Origin of the sequence: Vreelandella halophila (genome assembly GCF_009856365.1) — a bacterium.
GTDB classification, from domain to species: Bacteria; Pseudomonadota; Gammaproteobacteria; order Pseudomonadales; family Oleiphilaceae; genus Halospina; species Halospina utahensis_B.
Genome location: NZ_WMEX01000001.1, coordinates 641472 through 663072, shown reverse-complemented (window position 1 = coordinate 663072; position 21601 = coordinate 641472). Strand labels below are relative to the sequence as shown.

Here is a 21601-nt window from a genome sequence, read left to right as displayed (position 1 = left end):
GCGCTGTGGTACAAAAGGCGTCGGACAATTCAGGTGGGCCTGCGCACGGTGGCGTAGCCTATCACGTTCAACGCGAAACCGCTTTCTACGCAGGGAATCGACCATCATGATCCGAGAACGTCTGAGACCCTTGGCCTCCCAGGCCAAGCGTACCTATGTCCAGCTGATGCTGGATGTTGTTGGCCGCTCGCTGGAAGCGATCAGCCAGGTGGACGATGAAGTCCGTGGCGAAGTGGCCGTCCTTCCGGATGGCTTCCTCTTCTCGATGCAGGTCATGCCGAAGGGCCCGGCTTTGTTCATCCGCAAGCAGCGCGACGGCAGCCTCCAGTATCTGGGCGGCAGCGTGGCCCAGAGGCCCGACCTGAGCATCCAGTTCAAGCACCTGCATCACGCTTTTCTGGTCCTGTCGTTCCAGGAGAAAACCGCCCAGTCCTTCGCCAATGACCGCATGCTGGTGGATGGCGACCTGGGCTACGCGGTGCGCATGACGCGTGTACTCAACCGCCTCGAGACCTTCATCCTGCCGCGGCTGGTTGCCTCCCGCGCGGTCAAGGAATACCCGGATAATCTGGGCCTGCCTGAGAAAGTCTTCAGCGCGGCCCGCATCTATCTGAAAGTGGCAATGAATTTTGTGGACACGGTGAGGTCATCATGAGCTATTACGAATTCTTCTGCCCGGTCAAGGTCATCGCCGGCCAGGCAGCACTCGAACACCTGCCCTACGAGTTCAGCTCCCGCGCTGTGAAGCGGCCCATGGTGGTCACCGACAAGGGAGTGCGTAACGCAGGCCTTCTGGACAAGGTCCTGGCTGCCTGCGAAGAAGGCGGCATGGACATCACCGTAGTCTATGACGACGTGCCCGCTGACTCCTCCAAGCAGACGGTCACTGCGATCGCGAAGGAATACCGCAAACAGAAGTGCGACGGGATTCTCGCCATCGGCGGCGGCTCGCCAATCGACACGGCCAAGGCGGTGAACATCCTGGTCTCCGAAGGCGGTGATGACATTGCCCAGTACGCCGGTTCCGGCGTGCTCAAGCGCCCGCTCAAGCCATTCTTCGTGATCCCGACCACGGCCGGCACCGGATCCGAGGTCACCAACGTGGCCGTGATCGCGGATACCGAGAAAGAGGTCAAGCTGCCCTTTGCCTCCGGCTTCATGCTTCCGGACGCGGCGGTGCTCGATCCGCGCATGACGCTCACCCTGCCCCCGCAGATCACGGCGGCCACGGGTATGGATGCCATGACCCACTCGGTGGAGGCCTTCACCTGTCTCGCCAAGAACCCGCTGAGTGACGCCTACGCGGCGGCAGCCATCAGGAAGATCAGCAACAACCTGCTCAAGGTCATGGAAAAGCCGGACGACGCCGAGCGCCGCCTGGAGCTGGCCCAGGCCTCCACCATGGCGGGGATTGCCTTCTCGAACTCCATGGTTGGTCTGGTCCATGCCCTTGGCCACTCACTGGGCGCGGCCTGCCACCTGCCCCACGGGCTGTGCATGAGCCTGTTCCTGCCCTACGTGCTGGAATACAACCTGGAAGAGATCCGTGAGCCGCTGAGCGAGCTGCTGCTGCACCTGGCCGGCCCCGAGATCTACGCCATGACGCCCAAGAGCCAGCGTGCCGAGGAGTCCATTGCGACCATCCGCAAGCTGCGTGACGACCTCCATCGCCACTGTGGGCTGCCGCGCACCCTCCAGGAAACCGGCAAGGTCGAGAAGAGCCAGCTGGACCGGATTGCGCAGATGACCATCGACGACGGCTCCATCATGTTCAATCCGAAGGAAGCCTCGCTCGAGGATGCCCGTGCGGTGCTGGAAAAGGCCTGGGCCTAAAGCGCCCCGGCCAGTTCCTCAAGCCCCTGGTCACGGCTCACGTCAGCCGCATTCAGGGGCAGCTGGATCAGGGTCATGCCGGGAAAGGCCTGACGTGTCGCCGCGATGTGATCCGCTTCGGACTCGCGGCGCCGGCGGGCAAAATCGCCGTCCGCGCTTTCAGGCAGGACCCGGTTGAGGATGAGCGTATCCACCCGGACATTCACCTCTTCCAGGGTCGCCACCATGCGACGGGTTTCCTCCCGTGACAGGCGATCCGGATTAAGGACCGGAATGAAGCGGGTCCGATTCGGATCCCTCAGGCGATCCCGCATCGCCATGTAGCGATCCCGGCGCTCCGCCAGAATCCGCGCGGCCCGATCTTCGGGGCTTCCCTCCGCCCCCTGCAGCGCACTGCTGGTATCCACCGCCTCCCGTCGTTTTTCCAGCAGCGCCTCCGTCCAGGTGCGCATGACCTCCGGCAACTGCAACAGTTGAAGCGTATGGCCCGTGGGCGCGGTATCGAACACGATCCGGTCGTACCGGCTCTCATTCCCAAGGGTCAGGCGCACCAGTTCATCCAGCAGGGCCGCCTCCTCGGCCCCCGGCGCCCCGGCAGCGAGTGAGGCCTGGCGTTCCGCCGCCTCGCGCACCTCCGGGCTGGCCAGGTCGCGCAGGTTCTCACGCACCTGGCTGATGTAATTCTCAAGGGCCTTAGCAGGATCCAGCTCCAGCGCTTCCACGCCTTCGGCTACCCGCTTGGGCGATGGTCCCAGGGAGACCAACCATAGATCCCCCAGGGAGTGGGCCGGATCCGTGGAAATGACCAGCACCCTTTCCCCTTCACGCCCCCTGGCAAGGGCATAAGCGGAAGCACAGGTAGTCTTGCCCACGCCCCCCTTGCCACCGAAGAACACCAGCCGCGCGCCCTCGCCGGTATCCACCGGTGCGGCTTTACGGCCGAAGAGGCGCCCTAGCAGCAACGGAAGCCCTCCAGCGGGGAATGCTCCATCCCCATGCGCTGGTGCCATTCATGGAAGTCCTCCAGCATGAAGGGCACCAGTTCAAGGGTGTAGAAGGCCGCGGGATTGGGCACGCCCAGTGACTCGGACAGCACCATGAGCCGGAACAGATCGTCCCTGCGGCGCTGGGCACGGCGTTCAATCCGGCGATACGGCGCCTGGTACATCTCGTCGTAGAACGCGAACAGGCGCCGCAGCCCTTCCCTAATCATTGTCCGTATCCAGCAGTTCGGAGGGATCGCGCTTCTGGCGCACCGCGTTGATCCCTTCCAGAATCAGCCAGATGTTGAGCACGAAGATCAAACCACCGATCACCACCAGCAGCATGTTGCCCTCCCGCAGGTAGGTGCCGATATTGATGATCATGCTCCAGATGGTCATCACGCCCACAAACAGGAACGGCACCAGGCTGTAGATGATGGGACGCTTCAGGTGCCAGAGGATGAGCGTCAGGACCAGCAGCGACAGTCCGGCTGTGAGCTGGTTGGTGGTGCCGAACAGCGGCCAGAGCACCATACCCCCGGCCCCTGGATTCGAGGGATCAGCGAAGAACGCCAACGCAGCACAGCTCAGGAAAACCAGAACGGTCGCAAAGTTGATGTTGCCCAGAGCTGGCATCCGGTACTGGCGACCGATTTCACCCAGGATGAACCGCTGCAGGCGCATGCTGGTATCCAGGGTGGTCGCAGCGAATGCCACCACCATCATGGACATGAAGGTGGTCGCCACTTCCACAGGAATACCAAGCTGGTTCACATGGTTACCGGCCCCTTCCACGAAAGCCGCAATCCCCTGGCTGCTGGCCTCGGCCCATGAACCGTAATGCTCGTTCCAGTCCCCAACGGTGGCAAAGCCGGCAGCCGTTGCCAGGATGGCCGCAACCGCCAGCAGCCCCTCGCCTGTGGACCCCAGGTAACCCACGAACCGGGCATCCGTCTCGTGCGCCAGCTGTTTGGAGGAGGTACCGGAACTGACCAGACCGTGGAACCCGGAAATCGCACCACAGGCGATGGTCACGAACAGCAGCGGCAGCAGCGGTGGCGCATCATCGGGAACGGCCGTGTTGTACATCGGCGCAACAATCTCGGGCTGCCCGATGAACACACCCATATAAACCAGCGCGAGGCAGATGAACAGCAGATGCGAGTTGATGAAGTCCCTGGGCTGAAGCAGCAGCCAGACCGGCAGGCGCGAGGCAATAGCGCCGTAACCCAGCATGATCAGCACCCACCAGGCGGTGCTGGAATAGCCCCCCATCTGCTCGGGCAGCCCCAGCGGTGCGAGTGTGCCGGCGTAGACCAGGAACAGCAGCAGGATGAGCCCAGCCAGCGACGGCATCAGGATGTGCCAGTTGCGACGATAGACCAGGACACCGATGGTGATGGCGATCGGAATCTGCAGCCAGTACGGCAGCACACTCTCCGGGAAGGTGGAGAACAGCGTGCCGATGGCCACGGCAAAGACCGCATTCACCATCAACAGCAGGAAGAAGATGATCAGAAGAAACAGCATCAGCGCACGCGGGCTGATGACATTGCGGGCAATCACACCCACCGACTGGCCCCGGTTGCGGACGGATGCCCAGAGCGTACCGAAGTCATGGATGCCGGCCATGAACACCGTGCCGATCAACACCCACGCGAGGGCCGGCCCCCAGCCCCAGATCATCGCAATGGCGGGCCCGATGATGGGCGCGGCACCCGCCACGGACGTGAAGTGATGGCCCCAGAGGATGAACTTGTTGGTCGGGACGAAATCCACACTGTCTTCATAGCGACGCGCCGGAGTCCGATAGTCCGGGCTCAGCTGAAAAAGCCGTTCAGCAAGAAAACGGGAATAATAGCGGTAACCCAGGAAAAAGACGGCGAACGCCATCAATGCCATCAGCCAGCTTGTCACGGAATCCTCCTGCGGTGCCCAGTGAGTGGCGTTACAAGACGGTCTGAAACCTTAACCGCTGAGGCGGCGGGTGTACAGGCCGCCTCTTGAAACCACCGTTTCCGCCCCACACCTAAAGGAATAGAAGGTCATGATGAATCTACCGGAGGAGGTGATGCTATGGACCTGAAAAAGATCTCCCCGTGGAACTGGTTCCGCAAGGAACAGGAGCAGGCCCGTGAACAACAGAACATGAACGCTGTACCGGCCACCCGGGAAGGCGGGTCACAGCCCGTAAGCAGTGATCCGGTCACAAGCCTGCACGACCGGATGGACCGGCTCTTTGATGATTTCTACCGCCAGTTCGGCCTTTCCCAGTGGCCAGCGCTGGGTGGCGGCATCACGGAGGATTTCTTCCGGCCGTCGGTGGACATCAAGGAGAGCGACAGACACTACACACTGCACGTGGATATGCCCGGTGTTGAAAAGGATGACGTGAAAGTCGAGTTGGAGGGTGACGCCCTCGTCATCCGGGGTGAGAAACAACAGGAACGGGACGACAGCGACGACAACTACCATTTCGTCGAGCGCCGCTACGGCGCCTTCCAGCGGATCCTGGATCTCCCCGCGGACGCCAGAGCCGATGACCTCCGGGCGAAGTTCCGCAACGGTGTACTGACCATCACCATTGGCCGTGATCCGGAACAGGCCGGAAGTTCGCGGCGGATCGAAGTGGAGTAACGCGGGCACAGGATCCGCAACGACAAAGGGGCTCCCGTGGGAGCCCCTTTTTTACGATCCTGGAGCAGGTGCTCAGCCGTGAACTTCGGCCAGCGCCTCCTCGATCATGCCCAGACCTTCCTCGAGAACCTCGTTCTCAATGGTCACCGGCATCAGGAACCGCAGCGTGTTGCCATACATGCCACAGCTCAACAGGATCAGGCCCTTCTCCTTGACCTTGCCCACGATGGCAGCCGCCATCTCGGCATCAGGCTCGTGGCTGTCGCGGCTCTTCACCAGTTCGAAAGCTGCCATGGCGCCGACACGGCGCACGTTGTCCACGTGCGGGAAACGGCGGTGCCAGTCGTTGAAGCGCTCCTCGAGGCGCGCGCCCAGGGCACGGCTCTTGCCAAGGATGTCCTCTTCCTCAAACACATCAATAGCCGCGTTGGCCGCCGCGCACGCCAGGGGGTTACCGGTGTAGGTGCCCCCCAGGGAGTTGCCGCCGGAGCTGTCCATGATGTGGTCGGTTCCCACCACGGCGGAGATCGGCATGCCGTCGGCCATGCTCTTGGCCATGGTCATCATGTCCGGCTCAACACCACTGTGCTCGATGGCGAACATCTTGCCGGTACGGCCGAAACCGGACTGGACCTCGTCCACGATCATGCGGATACCGTGCTCATCACAGATGGAGCGGATCTTCTGCAGGAACTCCGGCGACGCGGCGTAGAAACCGCCCTCGCCCAGAACCGGCTCAATAACGATGGCAGCAGTGTGCTGGGGCGCGGAGTCCGCCTTGAAGGTGGCCTCGAGGCCGCGCAGGGCTTCTTCCTCGCTCACACCGTGATAGGGCACTGGATAGGGCGCCCGGAAGACACCACCCGGCATGGGGCCGAAATCGGTCTGGTAGGGGTGGACCTTGCCGTTCATCGCCATGGTCATGAAGGTCCGACCGTGATAGCCGCCGGTAAAGCAGATGACGTTGCTGCGCCCAGTACTGGAGCGCGCGATCTTGACGGCGTTTTCCAGGGCTTCGGCTCCGGAGTTGGCCAGGAAGACCTTGCCATGGCCGCGCACCGGCACGATGTTGCTCAGCTTCTCGGCCAGCTGCACGTAGGGAGCGTAGGGCATGACGGTCTGGCAGGTATGCATCAGCTTGTCGAGCTGGCCCTTGACCGCTTCAACCACCCGGGGATGGCGATGCCCCAGGTTGAGGACGCCGATGCCCCCGGCAAAGTCAATCATGCGCTTGCCGTCCGCGTCCCAGAGCACGGCGTTTTCCGCGTGATCGGCGAACTGCTTGTTGGGGCTGGCACCGCCAGCGGCAACGTATTTCTCCTTCAGAGCCTGAAGCTGCTCGTTGTTCATCGAATCTCTCCCTCCGGGAATTTGGGGATAGGAACCCTGATAGTATGCAGGCTCGCCCGCCGTTTTTCCACGGGCTCAGTCTTCCAGTCGGCGTAACAGCAGCATGGGCGAGACGTTAAGCACCGGTGACAGCTGCCAGCGCCCCATCAGGGCCAGGACCAGAGCGCTGACCGCCGGAAGCACCAGCCAGAGCTCCGCGTGCAGCCGGAAGCTGCCCTCGAACAGCCGGTACTGCAGCGCCCACACTGCCAGCTCCGCTGCCAGCACCCCGAGAAACCCTGCGATCAACCCCATGAGTGCGAACTCCAGCATGCTGCTCCCCACCAGCAACCCCCGCCGCGCGCCCAGAGTCCGCAGAAGGGCGCCCTCGCGCTGGCGTGCGCCCAGGGTGGCACTGACCACGGCCGCCATCACCAGCAGCGCTGACACCAGGATCATGCTCAACAGGGCCTCCATGGCCCGTGTCACCTGGGCGATGATGCTCCGGATGCGCTCGATGAAGTGGTCCACCTCCAGGATCGACACTGCCGGAAACTGCCGACCCAGCTCATTGAGCAGATCCTTGCGCCCCTCCTCCAGGTGGAAGCTGGTCAGCCAGGTGGCAGAGAGGTTATCCAGCTTGCCCGGCGCGAACACCATGAAGAAGTTCGGCCGCATGCTCTCCCACTGCACACTGCGCACACTGCGTACCGGCGCCGTGACCTGCTGTCCCCCGATCCGGAACGTCAGCTCATCGCCCATCGACAGCCCCATTTCCTCGAACAGCTCAGCCTCAACCGAGACGCCCTCGCCACCGGTGTCATCCCACCACTGCCCCCGCTGCAGACGGTTGTCCGAAGGCAGCTCTGCCATCCAGGTCAGGTTCAGGTCCCGGTTCAGAGCGCCGATCTCGTCGTGTTTGGAGACGGCCTGGCGCACCGGCTCGCCATTGATCCGCACCAGCCGGCCCCGGACCATGGGGTACAGGGCCTCAAAGCTCATGCCATGCGCTTCGAGGAAGTCGCCCACGGCCTCCACTTTTTCCGGCGCGATATTGATCAGGAAATGGTTGGGCGCATCTTCCGGAAGCTGGCGGTGCCAGTCCTCCAGCAACGCGGAGCGGGTCAGGAAGAGTGTCGCCGCCAGCATCAGAACCATGGCAAAGACCGACATCTGGGCCAGCCCGGAGCGCCGGTGGCGGTACAGCGCCACCAGTGCCAGACGCCAGGCGCGATTGCCGCCCCGGATGCGCCCGAGAATGCTGACGATGCCTGCGGAAAGCAGTGTCAGCACCGCCAGCAACGCAGCCAGCCCCCCCAGCAGCGCCAGCACCAGCCAGACTTCACCGCTGTAGAACCACAGCAGACCGAATATGGCGACCACCGCAACCGTCAGGTCCAGTACTACCCAGCGTCCCTGTTCCCCCGGTGCCGCCCGCAGCACCTGCATGGCGGTAACGCCACGAAGGCGCCGGATGGGCGGCCAGGCAAAGGCGAACAGGGCCACGAAGGCGGTGACCAGCGCCGGCAGCAGTGCCGTCGGGCTCACCTGCCAGGCCACCGGCTCCTCGAGAAAGCGGTTGGCGATATGGGCCAGAACCGCGAACAGCGGCAACGCGAGCAACAGGCCGAGGCCTGTACCGACCACACCCCAGAGCCCCAGACGCAAAAGGTAGAGCCGGCCGATGGTACGTCCGTCCAGCCCCAGGGTCTTGAGCAATGCGACCGTGTCGCGCTGGCCCAGAGCATACTGGCGGCTGGCAACGGCCACCGCGACCGCCGCCAGAAGCACTGCCAGACTCCCGCCCAGCAGCAGGAAACGCTCCGCCCGGTCCAGCGCATCCGAGACACCAGCCTGGCCATCCTCTACACTGCGCCAGCGCTGCCCTTCCCTGAGCCGGGGTTGCAGCCATTCATGGAAACCGCTGAGCTGCGACTCCGTACCGGCGTAAAGGTCCCGATAGGTCACGCGGCTGCCCGGCTGCACCACCCCGGCCGCCTCAACATCCGCGTGATGCATCATCACCCTCGGCGCCAGTGCTGCCAGGTCAAAACCCGCATCCGGGGAGCGCACCAGAACACCGGTAATACGCAGGCGCACGTCGCCGACGCCGACGCGGTCTCCGGGGGCCACATCCAGAAGCCGGAGAAGGCGCGAGTTCACCCATATCCCACCTTCCTGCGGGCCATGACCCACCATACGGCGCGGTTCGCCGGGCGCGTCCTGAATCTCAACCTCACCGCGCAGGGGGTAGTCGCCATCCACCGCCCGCACGCGTACCAGTTCCATGCCCTCCCCACCCTGGAGCATGGTGGCAAACGCGATCTGGCGGGCGGTGGCCAGCCCCCTGTTCTCCGCCTCGCTCCGGAAAGCCTCCGGCAGTGGATGGGAGGACGCCAGCTGACGGTCCGCGGCCAGGAAGCTGGTGGCCGAGGTCATGATGGTGCGCTGCAGATGGTCAGCAAACAGTCCAATGGTTGCCACAATTCCCACGGCCACCATGAGCGAGGCCAGCATCACCCGCACATCCCGCTGGCGCCAGTCCCGCCGCGAGAGCCACCCGAGCCGGTGAAGACCGCTCATAAGGAAGGCTCCGTGGCTGCGTCGAGCAGCCTGCCACCGTCCATTCGGATGCGCCTGTTGCAGCGCCCTGCCAGTTCCTCGTCGTGGGTCACCAGCACCAGGGTGGTGCCCTGCTCAGCGTTGAGCGCCATCAGTAGGTCTGCAATCTGCTGCCCCGTGGTCGTGTCCAGATTACCCGTGGGCTCATCGGCAAACAGCACCGCCGGGTTGGCGGCAAAGGCCCGCGCAATCGCCACGCGCTGCTGTTCACCCCCTGAAAGCTGACGGGGCGTGTGGCCCAGGCGCTCGCCCAGCCCCACACGCTCCAGCAGTTCCTTTGCCCGGCCCGAGGCATCACGTACATCACCGAGTTCCAGCGGCAGCAGAACGTTTTCCAGGGCACTCAGGGTGGGCAGCAGCTGGAATGACTGGAACACAAAGCCCACCCGGTTGGCGCGATGCCGGGCCCGACTGTCCTCATCCATGGCACTGATGCGCTCACCGGCAAGATCCACGGTTCCTGAAGAGGGCAGGTCCAGCCCCGCCAGGAGGCCCAGCAGCGTGGTCTTGCCCGAACCGGAGCGGCCCAGGATGGCCACCGACTCCCCTGCGGCGACGCTGAGGTTGATGTCACTCAGAAGGGTCAGAGTCTCCGCCCCCACTTCCACCTGGTGACTCAGGTCCTGTGCCCTTATGATTGCGTCAGTTGCCTTACTCACCCATGGTCTCCGGTTGGTCTATGACAGCTGTGAATCCTAATCGCCACACTTGGCGCGGTATACCCTCACTTGATACGCGCGAAAGCCTGCCCGGTTCATTCCTGCGGGCCATGACGCTGGTTCTTATGGCTGCCCTCCTGCCCGTGCTGGCCCAGGCGAACACCCTGGTGGTCTACGGCGACAGCCTGAGCGCGGCCTACGGCATGGCTGAAGAGAACGGCTGGGTCAGCCTGCTGGAGGAGCGCATGACGCAGGAGGCGCCGGAATGGGACGTGGTCAATGCCAGCATCAGCGGCGAAACCACTGACGGCGGGCTGCGGCGGATCGACCGGATGCTGGAGTCCCAGTCCCCGGAGCTGGTCATCCTGGAACTCGGCGGCAATGACGGGCTGCGTGGCAAGGACCCGGCTACCATCCACGCCAATCTCACCAGCATGGTTGAACGCATCCGCGCCGACGGTGCGAGGGTTCTGCTGGTGGGCACCGAGATCCCGCCCAACTACGGGCGCGCCTATACGGACGCGTTCCGCCAGCAGTATCAAACTCTGGCAGAGGAAAAGGATCTGGCCTTCATCCCCTTCCTGCTTGAGGCAATCCACAACCGGGACGGCATGATGCAGGACGACGGCATCCACCCCACGGCCCAGGCTCAGCCGCTGATACGGGATCGCGTGTGGCAGGCGCTGCAGCCGCTGCTGGCGGAAACGGACTAGTCCAGGGACTCAAGGAACCGCATCGCCCGCCACTCGGACCAGTACTGCCCGTTGCGCTCATCCCCCACAAACCCCACATGGCCGCCGTATCGGGGCACTTCCAGCCTGATCCGGTGGTTGTCCATCACCTCTGCATGGGGATAGCTTCCGGGGGTCAGAAAGGGATCATCCGCCGCGTTGACGATCAGCGCCGGCACCCGGACACCACCCAGAAATCGGGTGCTGGAGCAGCGGTACCAGTAGTCCTCAGCATCCCGGAATCCGTGCAGGGGCGCGGTGTACTGATCGTCGTACTCTGCAAAGGTTTTCATGCGATCCAGTCCCTCCAGCGGGATGAGATCGGGATAGAGCTCGTGCTTCGCGCGGATCTTGACTCTCAGCTCATCCATGAAGCGGCTCATGTAGAAGCGGTTGCCGGGCTTCGCCAGTTCCCGGGCGCTGCCCGCCAGATCGCAGGGCACCGAGAAAACCGCGGCGCCCCGGATCCGGGGATCCAGTGACGCCCCACGCTCCCCCAGATAGACCAGGGTGACGTTGCCACCCATGCTGAAACCGCCCAGCGCGATGCTGTCATAGGCCGGCGACTCAGCCAGCGCCCGCTCGACCACCAGCGACAGGTCGTCGCTGGAACCGCTGTGATAGAAGCAGGGCTGGCGATTCATCTCACCACTGCAGGAACGGAAGTTCCAGGCCAGCACGTCCCAGCCGCAGGCAAGCGCCGCCTGCACCATACCCAGCATGTAGGGGCGGCGGCTGTAGCCCTCCAACCCATGGCTGAGTACCAGCAGCCGTCCGTTGCCGCGCTGGTACCAGTCGAGATCCAGGAAGTCATTGTCCGGCGTCTCCAGTCTTTCCGCGGCATCCGGCACAAAGTCGATCCGGCGGAAAAGCGTGGGCCAGACGGTCTGCAGATGGGGGTTACGGAGCCACACCGGGGGCTGGAACTGCTCGTTACTGCGGTTTTTCTGCGTCATGGGAGACGAGTGTATCGGCTTGCCCGCCCGCTCCGGAAGTGCTTTTGATCCGCTGAACTCTGTGATCCACGTCACCAGTTTACATAACGTTCGGCCATTGTCCGGGCGGAACAACAAAGATGCCTTCGCGAACAATGTCGTGACGCGACTTTTTGTGATTGGATCAGATTTTGACAAACGGTTAATCGACCAACAACAAAAGGAAATCGATATGACCTTCCGCAAACATACCGCACCGGTCCTCACGGGCACGGCCCTGGCCCTCACTCTGGGAGCACACAGTGCCAGTGCCGGCTTACTCGACAGCTTCTTCAGCTGGGGTAACGACGACCAGGGCTACACCGAAACCCAGCACCCGATCGTGCTGGTCCACGGGCTCTCCGGCTTCGATAACCTCTTCGGGATTGTTGACTATTTCAACGGCATCCCCGGAGCGCTTGCCGAGGATGGCGCCGAGGTCTACGTGCCACAGGTTTCGGCCGCCAACTCCACAGCAGTGCGTGGCGAACAGCTTCTGGCCCAGGTTCAGGAGATTGTCGCCACCACCGACGCCGAGAAGGTGAACCTGATTGGTCACAGTCATGGCGGACCAACAGTGCGTTACGTGGCGGGTGTAGCGCCGGACCTGGTGGCCTCAGCGACCAGCGTGAGCGGCGTCAACTGGGGTACGCCAGTGGCGGACGCGACGGCCAGCGGCGAGCTCGATGGCCTTGGCGACATTGTATTCAGCATCGTGGACGGTGCCTCCGGCGGCGGTCTGCCCCAGGATACCGGCGCCGCCATCCAGTCACTGAGCACTGAGGGCAGCGTTGCCTTCAACCAGGACTTCCCGGCCGGTGTTCCCTCGGAGTACTGCGGCAACGATGGTGCGGCGGAAGCAAACGGTATCCGCTACTACTCCTGGGGCGGGGACGCGGTGAAGACCAACCTTCTGGATGCCAGTGATCCTCTGCTGGCGGCGACCGGCACCCTCATTGACGAGCCCAACGACGGACTGGTTCCCGCCTGCAGTATGAAACTGGGCAGGGTCATCAGTGTCGGTTATGAGCTCAACCACCTGGACACGGTGAACCATCTGTTCGGCATCACCTCCCGCCATGCAGCGGATCCGGTCGAGCTCTACCGCCAACAGGCCAACCGTCTGCAACAGGCCGGACTCTGATCCTGCATCCCAGAGAGCATCCCGGCCCCCTGTGGGCCGGGAGCACAGGAGTACTCTGACATGGGCATCAGACAAGGAATCCTGGCGGGTGCCTTTGCCGGCATCGCCACACTCGGATTCAGTCTTTTCCTGCTGTCACCGGAAAGCCCCGAAGCTCCCTCCCCGGCAGGCTCGGTGACGACCCTCAAGCATGACACCCCGGCCACCGCCGGTAACCGCAACAGTCCCCCCAGGGAACCCCCGAAGCAGGCGCTGCCCCTGGATGACACCGTCAAGAACATTGCCATTGACGGGGCCATAAGGGTGGACATGAACGGCAACCTGGTCTTTGACCGGGACCTGCGCCGATTCATGGACTTTTTCATCGGCCTGACCCGGTCACAGGACGACGAAGCCGCCATGCGTGATCGCATGCGCCAGGCCATGGTTGAGAGGGAGGTGCCCGGGGCGATCCGCGAGGACGTTATGGAGGCGCTCGACCGCTACCTGGATTACCGGGAGGCCGCGGGCAACCTGGAAACCCGGATGGGCGAGGTGACCCCGGAGCAGACCCGGCACGTGCTGAACCAGCTGAAGCAGCTGCGCCGCAATCACCTGGGCGAGGCCATGACCGAGGGTTTCTTCGGGCGAGAACAGCAGCGGATCGAAAATCAGCTGGCCCGCCAGCGGATCGAGAATAACCCGGACCTCAGCGCCGACGAAAAACGCAAGCGCCTGCGGGATCTCGAAGAGATGTTGCCGGAGCACGTCCAGCAGGTGCGGGAGCGCTCGCGGACCTACAATACCCTGCGTGAGAAGACGCGCCGGATGCGCGAGGATGGGGCCAGTGACGCCGAGATCCACGCCCTGCGCAGCCGCGAACTCGGAGCGGAGGCGGCTGACCAGCTGGCGGAACTGGATGAGGAGCGTGCCCGGTGGCAGCAACGGCTGGCGCGCTACCAGCGGGAAAAACAGCGTATCCGGAGCAATGACAGCCTGACCGAATCCGACCTGCGCCGGGCGCTGGAACGGCTGCGTTCAGAGCATTTCGATTCGGAAGCGGAACGCCGCCGTGCCCGGGCCCTGTCCCGGATTGACGCCTCACGCCAGGATGGGTAGTATTCGCCCTCTTCTGCAGCTCCCCGATAGCTCAGTTGGTAGAGCACCTGACTGTTAATCAGGTTGTCGCTGGTTCGAGCCCAGCTCGGGGAGCCAATTCCCGCCTTTCAGTCCCAGAGACTGTCCAGTTCAAAGTAGCGGCGCAATACCCGATAGAGCGAGTGCGCATCACGGCTTCCGGCCATCTCCCGGATGGAATGCATGGCAAGCTGGGGGACCCCCACATCAAGAGTACTGATCCCGATACCTGCGGCGGTCAGTGGACCGATGGTGCTACCACACCCCATGTCAGAACGCACCACAAAGGTCTGGCAGGGCACCCCGAGTTCACCACTCAGGTGCCGGAAAAGGCCACTGGTGCGGGTACTGCTGGCGTAACGCTGATTGCGGTTGATCTTGATCACCGGCCCTTCATTCATCACCGGCCCATGAGCGTCATCGTAATACTCCGGGTAATTGGGATGGATGGCATGGGCGTTATCCACGGACATCATCATCGAACGGGCAAGTGCCCGGTGCCGATCCTCGCCCCCGACCCAGCGCTGCAGCACGGATTCCAGGAGGGGGCCCTGAGCACCCTCGGCAGTCATGCTGCCCACTTCCTCATGATCATTGAACACCGCCAGGGCCGGCTGGGTACCGTCCGAGGCCAACAACGCCTGCATGCCCAGCCAGCAGCTGAGCAGATTGTCCAGTCGGGCGGAGGTGATGAATTCCCCGGCCATGCCCACTCGGGCCGGGGCCTGGGTATCATAGAGACAGATCTCATGCTCCAGGATCCGGCGCAGGTTGATTCCCGGCTGATCGGCCCGTAACTGCTGCGCCAACAGCTGCTCAAAATCCGTATCCGGGTGCTCGGCGGTGAGCAGGGTAACCGGGGGCAGGTGCTGCTGGTTGTTGATGCTGCGACTGCTGTTGGCGTCCCGGTCCAGGTGGATCGCCAGCGAGGGAATCACCACCACGGGGCGGCGGAAGTCGACCAGGGTATCCCGTCTCCGCCCCTGATCGTCTTCATAGGTCACCCGTCCCGCCATGGATAGATCCCGGTCGAACCAGGGATTGAGCAGTGCGCCACCGTAGACCTCCACGCCCAGCTGAAGGCAGCCGTTCCGGCGGATCTCCGGGTTGGGTTTCACGCGCAGGCAGGGGCTGTCCGTGTGCGCGCCCATCATGCGCCAGCCTGCCTCCGCGGGCGATCGCCGGCCGGTGTGAAATGCCACCAGCGCCGACCCATTGCGCACCACGTAATAGCCCTGCCCCGGCGCCAGGGACCAGGGGTCGCCTTCGTCCAGGCGCTGGAATCCAGCGGCGTCGAGCATCCCGGCCATGTTGCTCACGGCGTGCCAGGGGGTTGGAGACTGCCCCAGGAACTCGAGCAGGCCCTCATTGAAAGTATTCAGTTCCATGCGGACTCCCGTCTGCGTCTCGCCTCAGAAAGTGTGCGGGTTTACCATTGGGCTCCCACAGCATAGCGCAGGATGACACCCCCATGCGGATTCCACAGTTTCTCAAATTCGAGTACGACGACAACGGGCCGCAGCTGTTCCCCACCGCCGTGGCCTGGTCACTGAGCGACGGCCGGATCAAGTACGTCATCATCCGCCCGGAGGATGATTGGCTGGCAGAGGACCTGGATGAGCGCCTGCTGGACGATGAGTTCTTCCGCGACCGGGGCGTGGCACCGGTGGATGTGCTGCGGGAAATGAACGAGGACCTGGGGGAAACCACGGTGTTCTCGGACGGCCTGGATCCGGACGATCAGCTGCTGGACTTCCTCTGCGAGGCCCTGGGCATCCAGGCCGGGTTCGAACTGGCCCCAATGACCGCCCTGCTCCATCATGAGAGCTTTGAAAGCCTCAATGACCGTTACCAGGACATCATCCTGCGCGAGACGCTGGATGCCAGCGTGGCGGAGAACGCGGTCTATGCCCAGCTGCTGCTCGCACGCGAGGAGGGCCTCACCGATCCGGACTCTTCCGGCTGAACGCGGACTTTGTGACCGGTTTCGACGACAGCGCGCTGCAGGTGGGTGACAATCCGCGGCAATTCAGCGCCACGGATAAGCCAGCCTATGCGCCGCATTCCCGTTCTCCTGACCTGCACCGCGCTCCTGGTGGTCACCAGCCTGCCGGCCATGGCCCAGCAGAGACCACAGCGCCCCCAGCAGCCGGAAGCTGAAAGCAAGGCCGGCGAGTACTATCTCGGCGTAACCGGCTCGCACTTCCGGCACAAGAACCTCAGTGGCGGCAATGGCAAGGCCACCGTCACCACCTCGGGCATCGTGTTCGGCAAGTTCCTGAATGACCACATCAAGGTTGAGGCAAGGGGGGGCGCAGCGCCCTCCCCCGAGGAAGAGACCGCTGATCTGGAACTGAACATCGACTACTACGCCAGCGCCTACATCGGCGTCTACTACCACTGGACCATGTTCTCACGCGCCTATGCGCAGTTCGGCATGAGCCACGTGGAGACCACGGCCACGCGCACCAGTGAGGATGACGACGGCAATGTGACCGTGACCGAGGAGCCCTACCTCGAAACCAGTATGAGCCGCAGCTGGCTGGTGGGCACGGATGTGGATTTCATCGGCAATTCCAGCCTGTTCGTGGAATACGGCCAACTGCATCAGGACACTACCACCAGCATCCGGATCCGCCAGTGGAACGTCGGCCTGCGGCTGGACTTCTGAGCGGCTTCTTCAGCGCCTGACGTACTCGTACGAGACCGCCCCGGGATCCATCCCCAGCACGTCCGGCGCCACCGCCAGCACCTCCGCAAGCCTCTGGCGGGCCGCCTTCTCCGGTACCGAGGCCGGCGGCGCGTACTCCGTAACCGTCAACTGTTCCCCGGTCTGGGTGATGCGAACCGCGTATTCCGGTATATCCGCATCATAGAGGCAGTGGGACTCGTCAGGCGCCTGGTTGATCCGCCGGCGCAGGTGACGCCGGTTCTTGCGCAGGCGGTTGGCCAGCATTGCAGCCCGCTCCTCGTTGTGGATCGCGGGCTCCGGGATGCCCGTGCGCAACTCCTCCAGCGACTGCTCCGGCTGACGGAACTCGTTCTCGCGGATGTCGAACAGCAGCAGCGTGGTTTCCAGTGAGCCATTGTAGAACCGGTACTGGCGCCGTGAGCGCAGGCCCAGCTGGTGGCCGAGCTCCGATTCCGACAGCAGCAGCCCGAAACGCCAGCCCACAGCCTCGCTGCGGAGTCGTTCCCCCAGGATCCGGAACAGCTCCGCCGCCCGCTCCCGGGACTCCAGCCGATTACCGTAGGGCGGGTTGGTCAGGATCAGGCCGGTTCTGGCCTTCTCCGGCATACGCCACTCCGCCACGTCGCATTTCTCCACGTGGATCCGGTCACTGAAACCGGCCCGCTCAATGTTGCGCCAGGCGGCCGCCACCACACGACCATCCATGTCCGTACCGCGGAAGCGGGAACGACTGTCCGCCCGCCCCTGTTTCCGGCGCTCGTCCGCTTCCGCCCGCTGCGCGGGCCAGCCCTCGGTAACCGCCCCCGGCCAGCCCTCAAAGGCAAAGCCACGGAACAGCCCCGGCGCGGTATCCGTCGCCATCATGGCAGCCTCCACGAGGATGGTCCCCGAGCCGCAGAACGGGTCCACCAGATCCCCGCCCGCTTTGGCCACCTCCGGCCAGCCGGCCCGGTACAGCAGCCCGGCGGCCAGCGTTTCGCGCAGCGGTGCCTCGCCGGCCTCGCTGCGGTATCCACGCTGGTGCAGGCTGACACCGGCCATATCCAGCCCCAGCTCAAGCTGGCCGTGGCGCAGCCTTGCCTGTATCGGCAGATCCGGTTGATCAGGCGTCATGATCGGCTCCGCTCCCCCCTGGCTCCGGACCCGCTCCATCAACCCGTCCTTGACGCACTGGGCGCCGAAACGCGGGCTCAGGATGTCCCCATGGGTGCCCTGGAAACGGACCCGGAACGTCATCTCCGGCCGCAGCCACGCCTCCCAGGGAATGGCTCTCGCCGCCCTGCGGACGGTGTCCGCACTGTCCGCCGGCGCCCGGTGGAGATGCAGAGTGACCCGGCTTGCCAGCCGAGACCACAGGCATATGCCACGGGCACCGGCCATGTCCGTTCGCACCCAGAGCCCGGCGGACGCACGCCCGGTCACCTCAATACCAAAGGCGGCCATCTCATCCGCCAGCAGCTCCAGAAGGCCCCATGAGGCGGTTACAAAAAAATCATCGGTCTTCAATTCCACGGATCCTTGGCGTTTGTGCCCGTCACAGAAGGGTTATTGGCGTCGCCAATCAGAACCCCGGGCATGATTGGTTTTATCTGGGTATACACTGCTCAGATTTTGCGCTTTACTGACTATGACGCGTCAATGACACCGCCTGAGAAGATCGGGCGGCAAGGGCCCTGACAGGATCGATCCATCCGCCAACGCCCCTGAGCGGATCACCGTCGGTTTCACGCTGCCGACAGACCGCGACGGGCGCTCAATGAAGGGTGGCGGATTCGTGCGCACGCTCATGACCGATGTGACCACATGAGGTAGAGAGCATGAAAAGACAGAAGCGAGACATGTCAGCCCGCGCCTACAAACGCGGTTATATGGCAGGTTTGTCCGGCAGGTCCAAGGAAAACTGCCCACTGGATAAACCGGAAACCCGTCAGGAATGGATGAACGGGTGGCGGGAAGGTCGGGAAGACCATTGGAGCGGACTGACACAGGGTGTCTCCTCAATACACAAGATGCCGAATCTGACAGCGTGAACTGACCGCCGCGAGGCGGCCAACCCGGAAAAACCTGAAAGCACTGCATGCCACCGTAAAGGGGCTACAGACCTGAGGGGGCCACTCGCCCCCTGACACATACAGAGGCTCCATCTCTGCATACGCGAAAGGGGGACCACTCGTCCCCCACGGGCCCGCCGGCGCGGGCCCGTTTTCGTTCAGGCCCCGGAACCACCCGCAATGGCGCGAGCGCAGTCCGCCACCAGATGCGGACCCCGATAGATCAGCCCGGAATAGAGCTGGACCGCCGAAGCCCCCGCCCGGATCTTGGCAAGCGCCGCGGCACTGCTGGTAATGCCGCCCACCCCGATGATGGGGAAATCCACCCCCAGCTCAGCACGGAGCTGGCGGATCACCGCTGTGGAAGGCTCAGCCAGCGGGCGACCACTCAGGCCTCCGGTTTCCTCGCCCAGTGGATCCCGCAGCACCGCTGAATGATCCACCGTGGTATTGGTGGCGATGACGCCATCCATCCCCACCTCACGCAGCGTTTCCGCCATAAAGCGGACGGCGGCTTCATCCATGTCCGGCGCCACCTTGACCGCGATGGGCACGTAATGGCCCATGGACTCGGTCAGCGCCAGCTGCTTCTCCCGGATCCCGGCCAGCAGCGACCGCAGTGCGTCCCCATGCTGCAGGTCCCGGAGACCGGGCGTGTTGGGAGAGGACACGTTGATGGTGAGATAATCCGCCAGCGACCACATGCGCTCAATCCCGGCCAGATAGTCATCCAGTGCCTGATCCGCCGGGGTATCCTTGTTACGGCCCACATTGATCCCCAGTATGCCGCTATAGCGGCTGGCCCGGATATTGGCGACCATGGCCTCCAGGCCATGATTGTTGAACCCCATGCGGTTGATGATGGCCTCATGAGCCGGGAGGCGGAACAGCCTGGGCTTCGGGTTTCCGGGCTGCGGACGCGGGGTGACCGTGCCAATTTCCAGAAACCCGAATCCCAGCTCCCCCAGAGCATCAATGTAGCGTCCCTCCTTGTCCAGGCCTGCGGCCAGCCCTACCGGATTCGGCAGGGTCAGCCCCATCACCTCGACGGGCGCAGCAGGGGGTGCGGGCCACAGACGCCCAAGCAGCCCGCTTCCCGCAACCGCCCGGGCCGATTCCAGGGCGAGCCAGTGGGCCGTTTCGGGAGGAAGCCGGAAAAAAAGGGGGCGCAGGGCCTGGTACATGGGGAATCACCGGGGTGGTTTTCTGCTGTAAAGCCAGCAGTATACAGGAATGGAGGCGGTGGCCGCGAAAGGCTTTCCGTGTCAGAACGATGACAGCGCCGTGACCTTTTCCACGGAATCTGTGGAAAACTCTGTGAATTTTTTTGTGGCAAACCGCCAAACCGCCTGCCAATGGCGGAAATCTACAGATTGTTTATTTTTTGACCAATAATTTTCTATTGTTTTTCAGATACTTATAAAAGTCCGTGCGCTAAGTCCGGCTTTTGACGGCATTTTGCGAACAACAGGCCCCGGAACCACTTCTGTGCATAAAATCAACCCCAATCCTTACCATTGAAGGATGAAAAGGTTGGCCAGACCATTTACACTGCGCCCTGTCCCCGGTCGCCGTATCCGGGTTATCCTGAGCGCGCCCGAGAGAAGCAGTGCGGTTTATGAATGCATCCGAAGACACAGCCCTTGATCATGCGCCGGAAAGCGAACTCCAGTCCGCTCGCCGGGTAACCCTCGTCGGGCTCGTTCTGGATGCCCTGCTGGGCGTTGTGAAGGTCATCATCGGCTTTTTCTACAACTCGTATGCCCTGATCGCGGACGGCGTCCATTCCTTCTCCGATGTCGCCTCGGACATCATGGTACTGGTGCTGTTCCGTATCTCCCGTGAGGAGCCGGACGAAGACCACCCCTACGGTCACGAACGCTTCGAGACCCTGGGCGCGGTCATACTCGGCAGCGCCCTGATCGCACTCGCCGGCGTCCTTGCCTGGGAAGCTGTGCAGCGGGTCATGCACGTCGACCTCGGCGTGCCTGGCTGGCCCGTGCTGGTGGTGGCCGCTGCTGCCGTCCTCGGCAAGGAATGGATCTACCACTACACCCTCAGGGTGGGGAAAGCCATACGCTCCGACCTGCTGGTGGCCAACGCCTGGCACAGCCGCACGGACGCCTTCTCCTCCATCGTGGTAATGCTCGGCGCCTCCGGCGCCATGCTGGGCTATCCCTGGCTCGACGCCGTCGCCGCCTGTGGCATCGCCGTTATCGTTGCCCGTGTCGGCTGGCACCTCGCCTGGGACAACGTCAAGGAACTGGTGGACACCGCCATGCCGGTGGACAAACAGCGCCACCTGCGCGAGGTTGCCGAAGCCACCGAAGGCGTCCGCTCGGTGAACGCCATCAAGAGCCGCCGCATGGGCTCCGACTTCCTCCTCGACATCCACCTCCAGGTGGACCCCGAAGTCAGCGTCTCCGAGGGCCACGAAATCGGCGTGCGCGCTGAACACCGCCTCCTGGAAGCCGTCCCGGACGTGCGCGAGGTCACCTTCCACATCGACGCCGAGGACGAAGCCGTCCAGCAGAACGTTCACGCCGCCATCCTGCCCTCACGCAGCGCCGTGGCCAACCAGCTGGAGGAACGCTGGGGCGACCTGATCAACTTCCACAACACCTGCCCGCCCCGGCTGCACTACCTGTCGGACGAAGTCTCCGTGGAGCTCTACCTGGAAAGCCGCACGGCGGTGAACGAGGCCTCCCGCAACCAGCAGTGCCTCACCTGCCAGCTCAAGTCCCGCACCAGCGACCTGCCCTGGATCGGCGATATCCGCATCTGGTACGCGGACGAGTTCCGCACCGGGCCGAACCAGAACTAACCCCAG

At 63.5% G+C, this 21601-nt stretch carries 20 protein-coding genes and 1 tRNA gene; 11 read left to right on the top strand and 10 right to left on the bottom strand.

Annotated features, from left to right (window positions below; genetic code table 11):
* The first annotated feature begins 106 nt into the window (after window positions 1-106).
* Window positions 107-655 carry a hypothetical protein gene (locus GLW01_RS02955; RefSeq protein WP_151439044.1) on the top strand — a complete coding sequence of 183 codons (549 nt, stop codon included), beginning with the start codon at window positions 107-109 and terminating at the stop codon, window positions 653-655.
* Entirely contained in the window at window positions 652-1833 is a 1182-nt protein-coding gene (locus tag GLW01_RS02950) for an iron-containing alcohol dehydrogenase (RefSeq protein ID WP_160898071.1), read from the top strand. Before GLW01_RS02955 ends, GLW01_RS02950 begins: the two co-directional genes overlap by 4 nt.
* On the opposite strand, the gene GLW01_RS02945 is transcribed toward GLW01_RS02950, so the two are convergent.
* From GLW01_RS02945 to GLW01_RS02935, 3 genes are read right to left on the bottom strand one after another with little or no spacing between them, the layout of a single operon-like run.
* A complete protein-coding gene (locus tag GLW01_RS02945; RefSeq protein ID WP_160898070.1) occupies window positions 1830-2795 on the bottom strand; it encodes an ArsA family ATPase in 966 nt (321 codons plus the stop codon). The genes GLW01_RS02950 and GLW01_RS02945 overlap by 4 nt on opposite strands.
* Entirely contained in the window at window positions 2786-3046 is a 261-nt protein-coding gene (locus GLW01_RS02940) for a cory-CC-star protein (protein ID WP_095617456.1), read from the bottom strand. The genes GLW01_RS02945 and GLW01_RS02940 overlap by 10 nt, the downstream gene beginning before the upstream one ends.
* Window positions 3039-4733 carry a carbon starvation CstA family protein gene (locus GLW01_RS02935; RefSeq protein ID WP_340162428.1) on the bottom strand — a complete coding sequence of 565 codons (1695 nt, stop codon included), beginning with the start codon at window positions 4731-4733 and terminating at the stop codon, window positions 3039-3041. The genes GLW01_RS02940 and GLW01_RS02935 overlap by 8 nt, the downstream gene beginning before the upstream one ends.
* 159 nt (window positions 4734-4892) lie before the next feature.
* Between GLW01_RS02935 and GLW01_RS02930 the strand changes: the two genes are divergently transcribed.
* A complete protein-coding gene (locus GLW01_RS02930; protein WP_160898069.1) occupies window positions 4893-5453 on the top strand; it encodes an Hsp20/alpha crystallin family protein in 561 nt (186 codons plus the stop codon).
* Window positions 5454-5525: 72 nt separating this feature from the next.
* On the opposite strand, the gene gabT is transcribed toward GLW01_RS02930, so the two are convergent.
* The 3 genes from gabT to GLW01_RS02915 form a co-directional block, all read right to left on the bottom strand.
* Entirely contained in the window at window positions 5526-6803 is a 1278-nt protein-coding gene (gene gabT / locus GLW01_RS02925; RefSeq protein WP_095617458.1) for a 4-aminobutyrate--2-oxoglutarate transaminase, read from the bottom strand.
* Window positions 6804-6878: 75 nt separating this feature from the next.
* Window positions 6879-9365: an ABC transporter permease gene (locus tag GLW01_RS02920; protein WP_160898068.1), complete on the bottom strand. Its 2487-nt coding sequence runs from the start codon at window positions 9363-9365 to the stop codon at window positions 6879-6881.
* Window positions 9362-10063, bottom strand: a complete 702-nt coding sequence (locus tag GLW01_RS02915) for an ABC transporter ATP-binding protein (protein WP_340162427.1) — start codon at window positions 10061-10063, stop codon at window positions 9362-9364. The genes GLW01_RS02920 and GLW01_RS02915 overlap by 4 nt, the downstream gene beginning before the upstream one ends.
* Window positions 10064-10173: 110 nt before the next feature.
* On the opposite strand from GLW01_RS02915, the gene GLW01_RS02910 reads away from it, so the two are divergent.
* Window positions 10174-10776 carry an arylesterase gene (locus tag GLW01_RS02910; RefSeq protein ID WP_160898067.1) on the top strand — a complete coding sequence of 201 codons (603 nt, stop codon included), beginning with the start codon at window positions 10174-10176 and terminating at the stop codon, window positions 10774-10776.
* On the opposite strand, the gene GLW01_RS02905 is transcribed toward GLW01_RS02910, so the two are convergent.
* Window positions 10773-11750, bottom strand: a complete 978-nt coding sequence (locus GLW01_RS02905; protein ID WP_151439037.1) for a YheT family hydrolase — start codon at window positions 11748-11750, stop codon at window positions 10773-10775. The two genes, GLW01_RS02910 and GLW01_RS02905, sit on opposite strands and share 4 nt — an antisense overlap.
* A 211-nt stretch (window positions 11751-11961) precedes the next feature.
* Here GLW01_RS02905 and GLW01_RS02900 point away from each other — a divergent pair, with 211 nt between their 5' ends.
* From GLW01_RS02900 to GLW01_RS02890, 3 genes are all read left to right on the top strand, one after another.
* On the top strand, window positions 11962-12912 hold the full coding sequence (locus GLW01_RS02900) for an esterase/lipase family protein (protein ID WP_151439036.1): 951 nt from the start codon (window positions 11962-11964) through the stop codon (window positions 12910-12912).
* A gap of 60 nt (window positions 12913-12972) precedes the next feature.
* A complete protein-coding gene (locus GLW01_RS02895) occupies window positions 12973-14010 on the top strand; it encodes a lipase secretion chaperone (RefSeq protein ID WP_160898066.1) in 1038 nt (345 codons plus the stop codon).
* Window positions 14011-14030: 20 nt separating this feature from the next.
* Window positions 14031-14106 (top strand) — tRNA-Asn (locus GLW01_RS02890).
* An 11-nt stretch (window positions 14107-14117) separates the two neighbouring features.
* Here GLW01_RS02890 and GLW01_RS02885 read toward each other — a convergent pair.
* Window positions 14118-15416 (bottom strand): M18 family aminopeptidase, encoded by a 1299-nt coding sequence (locus GLW01_RS02885; RefSeq protein WP_160898065.1) that lies wholly within the window; start codon window positions 15414-15416, stop codon window positions 14118-14120.
* Between the two features lie 83 nt (window positions 15417-15499).
* On the opposite strand from GLW01_RS02885, the gene GLW01_RS02880 reads away from it, so the two are divergent.
* The gene (locus GLW01_RS02880) at window positions 15500-15994 is read left to right on the top strand and encodes a hypothetical protein (protein WP_095617465.1); all 495 of its coding nucleotides are present in this window, start codon (window positions 15500-15502) and stop codon (window positions 15992-15994) included.
* A gap of 87 nt (window positions 15995-16081) precedes the next feature.
* A complete protein-coding gene (locus GLW01_RS02875; RefSeq protein WP_151439033.1) occupies window positions 16082-16699 on the top strand; it encodes an outer membrane beta-barrel protein in 618 nt (205 codons plus the stop codon).
* A 9-nt stretch (window positions 16700-16708) separates the two neighbouring features.
* Here the strand turns inward: GLW01_RS02875 and rlmKL are convergent, their stop codons facing one another.
* Window positions 16709-18226, bottom strand: a complete 1518-nt coding sequence (rlmKL, locus tag GLW01_RS02870) for a bifunctional 23S rRNA (guanine(2069)-N(7))-methyltransferase RlmK/23S rRNA (guanine(2445)-N(2))-methyltransferase RlmL (protein ID WP_160898064.1) — start codon at window positions 18224-18226, stop codon at window positions 16709-16711.
* A 311-nt stretch (window positions 18227-18537) separates the two neighbouring features.
* Between rlmKL and rmf the strand changes: the two genes are divergently transcribed.
* On the top strand, window positions 18538-18750 hold the full coding sequence (rmf, locus tag GLW01_RS02865) for a ribosome modulation factor (protein WP_151439031.1): 213 nt from the start codon (window positions 18538-18540) through the stop codon (window positions 18748-18750).
* Between the two features lie 179 nt (window positions 18751-18929).
* Here rmf and GLW01_RS02860 read toward each other — a convergent pair whose 3' ends face one another.
* Window positions 18930-19955 (bottom strand): quinone-dependent dihydroorotate dehydrogenase, encoded by a 1026-nt coding sequence (locus GLW01_RS02860; RefSeq protein WP_160898063.1) that lies wholly within the window; start codon window positions 19953-19955, stop codon window positions 18930-18932.
* A gap of 434 nt (window positions 19956-20389) precedes the next feature.
* Between GLW01_RS02860 and GLW01_RS02855 the strand changes: the two genes are divergently transcribed.
* The gene (locus GLW01_RS02855; protein WP_095617470.1) at window positions 20390-21595 is read left to right on the top strand and encodes a cation diffusion facilitator family transporter; all 1206 of its coding nucleotides are present in this window, start codon (window positions 20390-20392) and stop codon (window positions 21593-21595) included.
* Window positions 21596-21601 lie beyond the last annotated feature (6 nt).

Excerpts from the sequence above, each read along its gene's own strand:
- GLW01_RS02880 (WP_095617465.1), top strand. The coding sequence starts at position 15,500 with ATGCGGATTCCACAGTTTCTCAAATTCGAGTACGACGACAACGGGCCG.
- GLW01_RS02855 (WP_095617470.1), top strand. The coding sequence starts at position 20,390 with ATGAATGCATCCGAAGACACAGCCCTTGATCATGCGCCGGAAAGCGAA.
- GLW01_RS02895 (WP_160898066.1), top strand. The coding sequence starts at position 12,973 with ATGGGCATCAGACAAGGAATCCTGGCGGGTGCCTTTGCCGGCATCGCC.
- GLW01_RS02875 (WP_151439033.1), top strand. The coding sequence starts at position 16,082 with ATGCGCCGCATTCCCGTTCTCCTGACCTGCACCGCGCTCCTGGTGGTC.
- GLW01_RS02930 (WP_160898069.1), top strand. The coding sequence starts at position 4,893 with ATGGACCTGAAAAAGATCTCCCCGTGGAACTGGTTCCGCAAGGAACAG.
- GLW01_RS02860 (WP_160898063.1), bottom strand. The coding sequence starts at position 19,955 with ATGTACCAGGCCCTGCGCCCCCTTTTTTTCCGGCTTCCTCCCGAAACG.
- GLW01_RS02920 (WP_160898068.1), bottom strand. The coding sequence starts at position 9,365 with ATGAGCGGTCTTCACCGGCTCGGGTGGCTCTCGCGGCGGGACTGGCGC.
- GLW01_RS02910 (WP_160898067.1), top strand. The coding sequence starts at position 10,174 with ATGACGCTGGTTCTTATGGCTGCCCTCCTGCCCGTGCTGGCCCAGGCG.
- gabT (WP_095617458.1), bottom strand. The coding sequence starts at position 6,803 with ATGAACAACGAGCAGCTTCAGGCTCTGAAGGAGAAATACGTTGCCGCT.
- GLW01_RS02940 (WP_095617456.1), bottom strand. The coding sequence starts at position 3,046 with ATGATTAGGGAAGGGCTGCGGCGCCTGTTCGCGTTCTACGACGAGATG.
- GLW01_RS02955 (WP_151439044.1), top strand. The coding sequence starts at position 107 with ATGATCCGAGAACGTCTGAGACCCTTGGCCTCCCAGGCCAAGCGTACC.
- rmf (WP_151439031.1), top strand. The coding sequence starts at position 18,538 with ATGAAAAGACAGAAGCGAGACATGTCAGCCCGCGCCTACAAACGCGGT.
- GLW01_RS02885 (WP_160898065.1), bottom strand. The coding sequence starts at position 15,416 with ATGGAACTGAATACTTTCAATGAGGGCCTGCTCGAGTTCCTGGGGCAG.
- GLW01_RS02950 (WP_160898071.1), top strand. The coding sequence starts at position 652 with ATGAGCTATTACGAATTCTTCTGCCCGGTCAAGGTCATCGCCGGCCAG.
- GLW01_RS02905 (WP_151439037.1), bottom strand. The coding sequence starts at position 11,750 with ATGACGCAGAAAAACCGCAGTAACGAGCAGTTCCAGCCCCCGGTGTGG.
- GLW01_RS02900 (WP_151439036.1), top strand. The coding sequence starts at position 11,962 with ATGACCTTCCGCAAACATACCGCACCGGTCCTCACGGGCACGGCCCTG.